Origin of the sequence: Microbacterium sp. BF1, assembly GCF_019279095.1 — a bacterium.
Classification (GTDB): Bacteria; Actinomycetota; Actinomycetes; order Actinomycetales; family Microbacteriaceae; genus Microbacterium; species Microbacterium maritypicum.
The window spans coordinates 1-6,650 of the sequence record NZ_JAGYWT010000102.1; the positions used below are offsets into that span (position 1 = coordinate 1).

Annotated in this window: 8 protein-coding genes; 3 read left to right on the top strand and 5 right to left on the bottom strand. The window is 65.2% G+C overall.

Features of this window, described 5'->3' with window-relative positions:
* Positions 1 to 239, bottom strand: a 239-nt coding sequence (locus tag KZA10_RS05590) for a GntR family transcriptional regulator (protein ID WP_218682379.1), incomplete at its 3' end; no start/stop codon positions are given.
* Between the two features lie 108 nt (positions 240 to 347).
* On the opposite strand from KZA10_RS05590, the gene KZA10_RS05595 reads away from it, so the two are divergent.
* The gene (locus KZA10_RS05595; RefSeq protein ID WP_141386714.1) at positions 348 to 818 is read left to right on the top strand and encodes a PaaI family thioesterase; all 471 of its coding nucleotides are present in this window, start codon (positions 348 to 350) and stop codon (positions 816 to 818) included.
* On the opposite strand, the gene KZA10_RS05600 is transcribed toward KZA10_RS05595, so the two are convergent.
* The 3 genes from KZA10_RS05600 to KZA10_RS05610 form a co-directional block, all read right to left on the bottom strand.
* Positions 799 to 1,194: a hypothetical protein gene (locus KZA10_RS05600; protein ID WP_218682380.1), complete on the bottom strand. Its 396-nt coding sequence runs from the start codon at positions 1,192 to 1,194 to the stop codon at positions 799 to 801. The genes KZA10_RS05595 and KZA10_RS05600 overlap by 20 nt on opposite strands.
* A gap of 122 nt (positions 1,195 to 1,316) precedes the next feature.
* Positions 1,317 to 1,736: a hypothetical protein gene (locus tag KZA10_RS05605; protein WP_218682381.1), complete on the bottom strand. Its 420-nt coding sequence runs from the start codon at positions 1,734 to 1,736 to the stop codon at positions 1,317 to 1,319.
* An 83-nt stretch (positions 1,737 to 1,819) separates the two neighbouring features.
* Positions 1,820 to 2,071, bottom strand: coding sequence for a hypothetical protein (locus KZA10_RS05610; RefSeq protein ID WP_218682382.1), 252 nt, complete (start codon positions 2,069 to 2,071; stop codon positions 1,820 to 1,822).
* Between KZA10_RS05610 and KZA10_RS05615 the strand changes: the two genes are divergently transcribed.
* Both KZA10_RS05615 and KZA10_RS05620 read left to right on the top strand, forming a co-directional pair.
* Positions 2,058 to 3,353: an aminotransferase class III-fold pyridoxal phosphate-dependent enzyme gene (locus tag KZA10_RS05615; protein WP_308289597.1), complete on the top strand. Its 1,296-nt coding sequence runs from the start codon at positions 2,058 to 2,060 to the stop codon at positions 3,351 to 3,353. The genes KZA10_RS05610 and KZA10_RS05615 overlap by 14 nt on opposite strands.
* Positions 3,354 to 3,512: 159 nt before the next feature.
* Positions 3,513 to 4,940 carry an APC family permease gene (locus KZA10_RS05620; protein WP_256934454.1) on the top strand — a complete coding sequence of 476 codons (1,428 nt, stop codon included), beginning with the start codon at positions 3,513 to 3,515 and terminating at the stop codon, positions 4,938 to 4,940.
* Positions 4,941 to 5,024: 84 nt separating this feature from the next.
* Here KZA10_RS05620 and gdhA read toward each other — a convergent pair whose 3' ends face one another.
* Positions 5,025 to 6,395 carry an NADP-specific glutamate dehydrogenase gene (gdhA, locus tag KZA10_RS05625; protein ID WP_218682383.1) on the bottom strand — a complete coding sequence of 457 codons (1,371 nt, stop codon included), beginning with the start codon at positions 6,393 to 6,395 and terminating at the stop codon, positions 5,025 to 5,027.
* Between the last annotated feature and the right edge of the window lie 255 nt (positions 6,396 to 6,650).

The window sequence follows — 6,650 nt, forward strand, 5'->3', positions numbered from 1 at the left end:
GCCGAGGCCGCGATCACCGCTCCCCTGCCGCGACGCAGATCGACCAGGCCCTCGTCACGCAGTCGCTGGTAGGCGTGCAGCACGGTGTGCTGGTTGATGTCGAGCGCTTCGGCGACATCGCGTGCCGCGGGAAGGCGATCGCCCGGAGCGAGGACCCCGGTGAGGATGTCGGAGCGGATGGAGGCCGCGACCTGGTCGTACAGCGCGCGGGAGCTGTCGGGATCGACACGGATGAGCATCCGATCCTCCTCTCGTGGAATCGCTACTTATTCTATGCGAACTATAACAACTGTGACAACCCTCCAGACGTCTTTGTCGCTCTCTGCTCGTTCCTCCACACTGGCGTGATGCGCATCACTCCCCGCCGTCTCGCGATCGGCATGAGCCTGTGGATCCCCAACCTCTTCAGCGGCATCCGCATCCGCCGCTTCAGTGAGGATTGGACCCATGCCACGGTCGAACTCCACGTGAACGTCTTCACCCGCAACTACGTCAAGACCGCGTTCGGTGGGTCGATGTCGGCGATGACCGACCCGTACTTCTTCATGCTGGTGATGCACCAGCTCGGACGCGATCACGTCGTGTGGGACACCCGCGGCGAGATCGAGTTCCTCAAGCCCGGCCGTGGCGTGCTCACTGCCGAGTTCGAGGTGTCGAAGGAGAAGGCCGAGGAGATCCGTGAGCGCGCACGCGGCGGAGCCAAGGTGCTCGAGTGGTTCGAGACGGTCATCACCGACAGGGAGGGCGACGTCGTCGCGAAGGTACGCCGCGAGGTCTACATCCGGGAGAAGAAGCGGGTCACCGCCTCGCGTAGTTGATCGAGGGCCGTGGAGGTGTAGGCGGGGCGGTCGTCAGAACGTGCCGCCCGGATAGACACCCTCCGGCAACGTGAAGCAGACCGAACCCGACGCGATGTTGCACGTTGTACGCGCCTGTGGGATCAATCCAATTCCTCGACTCGAATCGATCATCGTCCTCCAAGCGAGTCTCAAGGTCCTTGACGATACGTTCGGCGTTTGAAGAGGGCGTTAGCGTGACGGTGGTCGAACCATTCCGGTTGTGCTGCGTCTCATCGCAAGACAACAACGTTCCCTCCGGCTTTTGAACAATGTCCACCACTGCCTCCGCCGGAATCAGCGATGCGATCTCCATCTCAATTGCCTGCGCATCAGTCTTGACCTCTTCCCATGTCACGCTGCTCTCCTCGCTCGGCTCTTCGGCTGCGGGCGTGCACCCTGACAACACCGTCACACACAGCAGAAAGATGGCTGCAGTCCGCCACGGCGCGGTTCCGATGCGTTCACCAGCGTCAGGCCTCAGAATTTCCCTCCGGGGTAAACGTCATCTGGCAAGGTGAAGCACGGTGACCCCGAGCTGATCAGGAGCGCCGCCGCGCCATCTGGGCCAATGACGTAGGTTTCGGCGGTATCAGGCGACATCAGTTGAATCTCATACTCGTCGACGACGTCGCGACGGTTTCGCACGTCGAAGCGCTCATCCTCCCGAAAGTGCGATTCACGTGTTCTGACGATCTGCTCCGCATCGGCATCGGGCGTCAGCGCGATCGCCGTCGAGCCATACCAGGTGTGTTGCCCGTCATCGCACGAGAACAACGTGCCAGTCGGCTTCTGAACAATGCTCACGACGTACTCGGCCGGAACGAGATCCGCGATCTCGAGTTCTGTTGCCTGGGTCGCGGTCTTCGCTTCCTCCCAGGTGAGGCTCTTCTGATCCATCGGAACCTCTTTCTCGGGAGCTGTGCAACCGACCAGCGCGACAGCGACCAGGAAGGCGACTGTTCCCGCAAGCCATCGCCGGATCACTGTTTCACCAGCTTCGCGATGTCACGCAAGACCGGCAGATTGTCGTCGATATTGGTGGCGATCAGGTTGTGATTGTCCATCAGCACGCCGATGTCATCGAGCGATACATACACCGACGGGCATCCACTGGATGGCACAGCTGCCGACTCTGCCAGTTCGTCATCATGCGGCCCTTCGTAGTATTCGCCGTGCTCGAAAGAGCGTGCATGTGGCGGAGCCAAGGTGCTCTCGTGCGTGGAGACCGTCATCATCGACCGCGAGGGCAGCGTCGTCGCGAAGGTGCTGCAGGAGCGCTACTACGAACGTCCCCCGCAGATCGAACGCGGCTGGCAGCACCACCTGATCGACACCACTGCGCGCACGTACGTCGACATGGTCAACAACGTCGCAGGTCTCGGCCACGCCCATCCGAAGGTCGCGGACGCCGCGGACCGCCAGCTGCGGACCCTCGCCACGAACTCCCGCTTCCTGTTCCGCGACCTCGCGGAGTACAGCGAACGACTTCTCGCCCTGATGCCGGAAGGCAGCGACCTCGACACGGTGCTGCTGGTCAACAGCGGCTCGGAGGCGGTCGATCTCGCCATCCGTCTGGCGCAGGCGGCGACCGGTCGTCGCACGGTCGTCGCGCTGCGAGAGGCCTATCACGGCTGGACGATGGCGAGCGATGCGGTGACCACCAGCGCCTATGACAACCCCTTCGCGCTCGCCACGCGCCCCGACTGGGTGCACATCGCCGATGTGCCCAACCGCTTCCGCGGCACGTATCGCGGTGCGGACGTCGCCGACGCCTATCTCGCCGACCTCGCGACCGATCTCGATCGGCTGCGGGAGGACGGACGGGAGGTCGCGGCGTTCCTGTGCGAGTCGATCCTCGGCAACGCGGGGGGCGTGGTGCTCCCCGACGGTTATCTCGCCGGGGCCTACGCGCAGATCAGGGCGGCGGGCGGGGTGTGCATCGCCGATGAGGTGCAGGTCGGCTTCGGGCGGATGGGGTCCGCCTTCTGGGGGTTCGAGCTCGCAGAGGTGGTGCCCGACATCATCACGATCGCGAAGCCGATGGGCAACGGATTCCCGATCGGCGGGGTCATCACCTCGAAGCGCATCGCGGACGCGCTGTCGACGCAGGGCCAGTTCTTCTCCTCCGCCGGCGGCAGCACGCTCAGCTGCCGGGTCGGCATCGCGGTGCTCGACGCGATGGCAGAGGACGGACTGCAGCACAACGCGGCAGTGATCGGCGCGCGCCTCGCCGAGGGCCTTCGGGGCCTCGCCGACCGGCATCCGCTGATAGGCGTCGTCCATGGCGAGGGGCTGTATCTCGGTGTCGAACTCGTCCGTGACCGCGACACCATGGAGCCGGCGGCCGCCGAGGCCGCGGCGATCTGCGAGCGGATGCGTGAACTCGGTGTGATCGTGCTGACGACATCCGAGCGGTCCAACGTCCTGAAGATCAAACCACCGCTGTGCCTCACGGCGCAGAGCGCCGATCATGTCGTCGCGATGCTGGACAGGGTGCTGACCGAAGGGTGGTGACTCGGGGTCTCATCTTCGAATCCCGCTGTCCATCGGATTGTTAAAAGCGTATTTCGAACCGAATTCGTCGTAGCGCTGGCGATTACCTCCGGTCCATACTGTTCCTCAGCGTCGGACGATCCGAAGTCCGACCCATGCGCTGTTCCCCGAGGAGTACCCATGGCAACGAAGACGAAGCCGCTGGCGCAAGGCGGAGGGACGCTCCGACGAAATCTGGGGTTGTGGGCCATCGTCGGGCTCGGGCTCGGCTACATGACACCGACGGTCGTCTTCGACACCTTCGGCATGGTCGCCCGTGACACCGACAACGTCGTTCCGGCGGCGTACCTGGTCGCGCTGGTCGTGATGGTATTCACCGCCATCAGCTACGGCAAGATCTCCAGCGCGATCCCGAGTGCCGGATCCGCCTACACCTACGTGCGCGAGTCGATCCATCCGAACCTCGGCTTCATGGTCGGTTGGACGTCGCTGATCGACTACGTGCTGCTGCCGATGGTGAACTGCCTCATCATCCGCAGCTATCTCGAGGCGCTCTTCCCCGAGATCCCCGGGTGGATCTGGGTCGTGCTGTACTGCATCCTCGTGACGAGCATCATCTACCGCACGATGCGCGGCACCTCGAACCTGAACATGATCCTGCTCATCTTCTCGATCATCGTGATGGTCGTCTTCGTGGTGATGGTGATCGCGCAGCTGATGCGCGGCGACGGCGCCGCGACCGTGGCCTCGATGGCCCCGTTCTTCCACGACGGCGCCACGATGAGTGCGGTGCTGATGGGCGCCACGATCGTGTGCTTCTCGTTCATCGGCTTCGACGCCGTGACGATGTACGCGGAAGAGGCCAAGGACCCGAAGATCATGCCCAAGGCCATCCTGCTGACGGTGCTTCTGGGAGGCGCGATCTTCCTCATCTCCGGCTACCTCACGCAGCTGCGCTTCCCCGACTGGAACGAGTTCGCGCCGGGCGGCGACATGCAGTTCGTCGAGGACTCCACGCTGCCGGTCATCGGCAACCTGGTCGGCGGCCCCGTGCTCATGGCGGTGCTGACAGCGGCCGGCTTCTGCGCCACCCTCGCCTCCGGCCTGGCGTCGCACGCCTCGGTGTCGCGGATGCTGCTGGTGATGGGCCGCAACAACGTGCTGCCGCAGCGGGCGTTCGGCTACATCAACCCGCGCACCCACACCCCGACCTTCAACATCGTGCTGGTCGGCGCCATCTCGCTGCTGGCCATCCCGTTCACCCTCGAGCTGATCGCCGCGTGGATCAACTTCGGCGCGCTGATCGCCTTCACCTTCGTCAACATCTCGGTGATCGCGTGGTTCGCGATCCGCAAGGGCCGTCGCAAGACTCCCGGCGACATCTTCAGCTTCATCGTGATGCCCGGCATCGGCATGGTGCTCACCGGTCTGCTCTGGGCGAACCTGCACGAGGACGCCCTGCGCGGCGGCCTGGTGTGGACCGCGATCGGGGTCGTCTACCTCGCCATCATCACGAAGGGCTTCCGCAAGAAGGTCGTCGCCTTCGACGAGAACCAGGCGGTGACCGGATACAACAAGGTCGTCAAGGTTCCGGTCGACGAGAGCTGACCCGACATCCCGACACGAGAAGAGCCGCCTCCCCGGAAGGGAGGCGGCTCTTCTCGTGTCGAGGAACCTGTGTTGAGGAAGGGGTCAGATGACACCCTGGGCGAGCATCGCCGCGGCGACGCGCTCGAAGCCGGCGATGTTGGCTCCGGCGACGTAGTCGCCCGCGACATCGTGTCGCTCCGCGGCGTCGAAGGCCGCATCGTGGATGTCGGCCATGATCTCGCGCAGCTTGTTCTCGCTGTCGCCGAAGCTCCAGCGCTGACGCGAGGCGTTCTGGCTCATCTCGAGCGCGGAGGTGGCGACGCCACCGGCGTTCGCGGCCTTTCCGGGGGCGAACAGCACACCGGCCTTCTGGAACGCCTCGACCGCATCCGGCACGCACGGCATGTTCGCGCCCTCGGACACGGCGCGCACGCCGTTCGCGATCAGGGCCTGGGCATCGGCGAGGCTGACCTCGTTCTGGGTGGCGGAGGGGACGGCGATGTCGACCGGGACCTCCCACACGCTGCCGCCTTCGACGAAGTGGGCGCTCGGGCGGCGGTTGGCGTACTCGACGATGCGGGCACGCTCGACCTCCTTGATCTGACGCAGCAGGTCGAGGTCGATCCCGGCGTCGTCGACGACGTAGCCGGAGGAGTCCGAGGCCGTCACCGCGGTGGCGCCGAGCTGGGTGGCCTTCTGGATCGCGTAGATCGCGACGTTGCCCGATCCCGAGATGCCCACGCGCTTGCCGGTGAGGGAGTCGCTGTGCACCGCGAGCATCTCCTGCGCGAAGAACACCGCGCCATACCCGGTGGCCTCGGTGCGCACCTCTGCACCGCCCCACCCCGTCCCCTTGCCGGTGAACATGCCGGACTCGTGGCGGTTGGTGACCTTGCGGTACTGGCCGAAGAGGTAGCCGATCTCGCGGCCGCCGACGCCGATGTCGCCCGCGGGCACATCGGTGTGCTCGCCGAGGTGACGGTAGAGCTCGTTCATGAACGACTGGCAGAAGCGCATGACCTCGGCGTCGGACTTTCCGTGCGGGTCGAAGTCGGATCCGCCCTTGCCGCCGCCGATGCCCTGGCCGGTGAGCGCGTTCTTGAAGATCTGCTCGAAACCGAGGAACTTGATGATCGACAGGTTCACCGAGGGGTGGAAGCGCAGTCCGCCCTTGTATGGGCCGAGCACGGAGGAGAACTGGATGCGGTAGCCGCGGTTGACCTGCAGCCTGCCGGCGTCGTCGATCCAGGGCACGCGGAAGAGGATCTGGCGCTCGGGCTCGACGAGTCGCTCGAGGATGCCGCCGTCGACGTATTCCGGGTGGCGCTCCAGCACAGGTGCGATCGAGTGCAGCACCTCGTGGACGGCCTGGTGGAACTCCGGCTCGTAGGGGCTGCGGGAGAGCACCGTGTCGAAGACGGGCTGCACGGATGCGGCGAGCGGATGGAAGTCGACGGGAGACGTAGCGGTCACGCGGAAGAGCTTTCTGGTGGGGGATGGTGGTGCAGGCGATCGTGTCGCGTGAGGCTGTGCCGGATCCGGCAGAGATTTCACTCTAGTGGGCACCGAAAGCGAGGGTTCCCGCTCGGTCGGTGGCGACGTCGGTCACCCGGTGTTCTGCAGGCCTGCGGCCACACCGCTGACGGACAGCAGCAGCAGACGCTGCTGTTCCGGGTCGGCGCCGGAGCCGGTCGGATCCTCTGCGGCCGAGCGGAGGGCCCGCAGCGC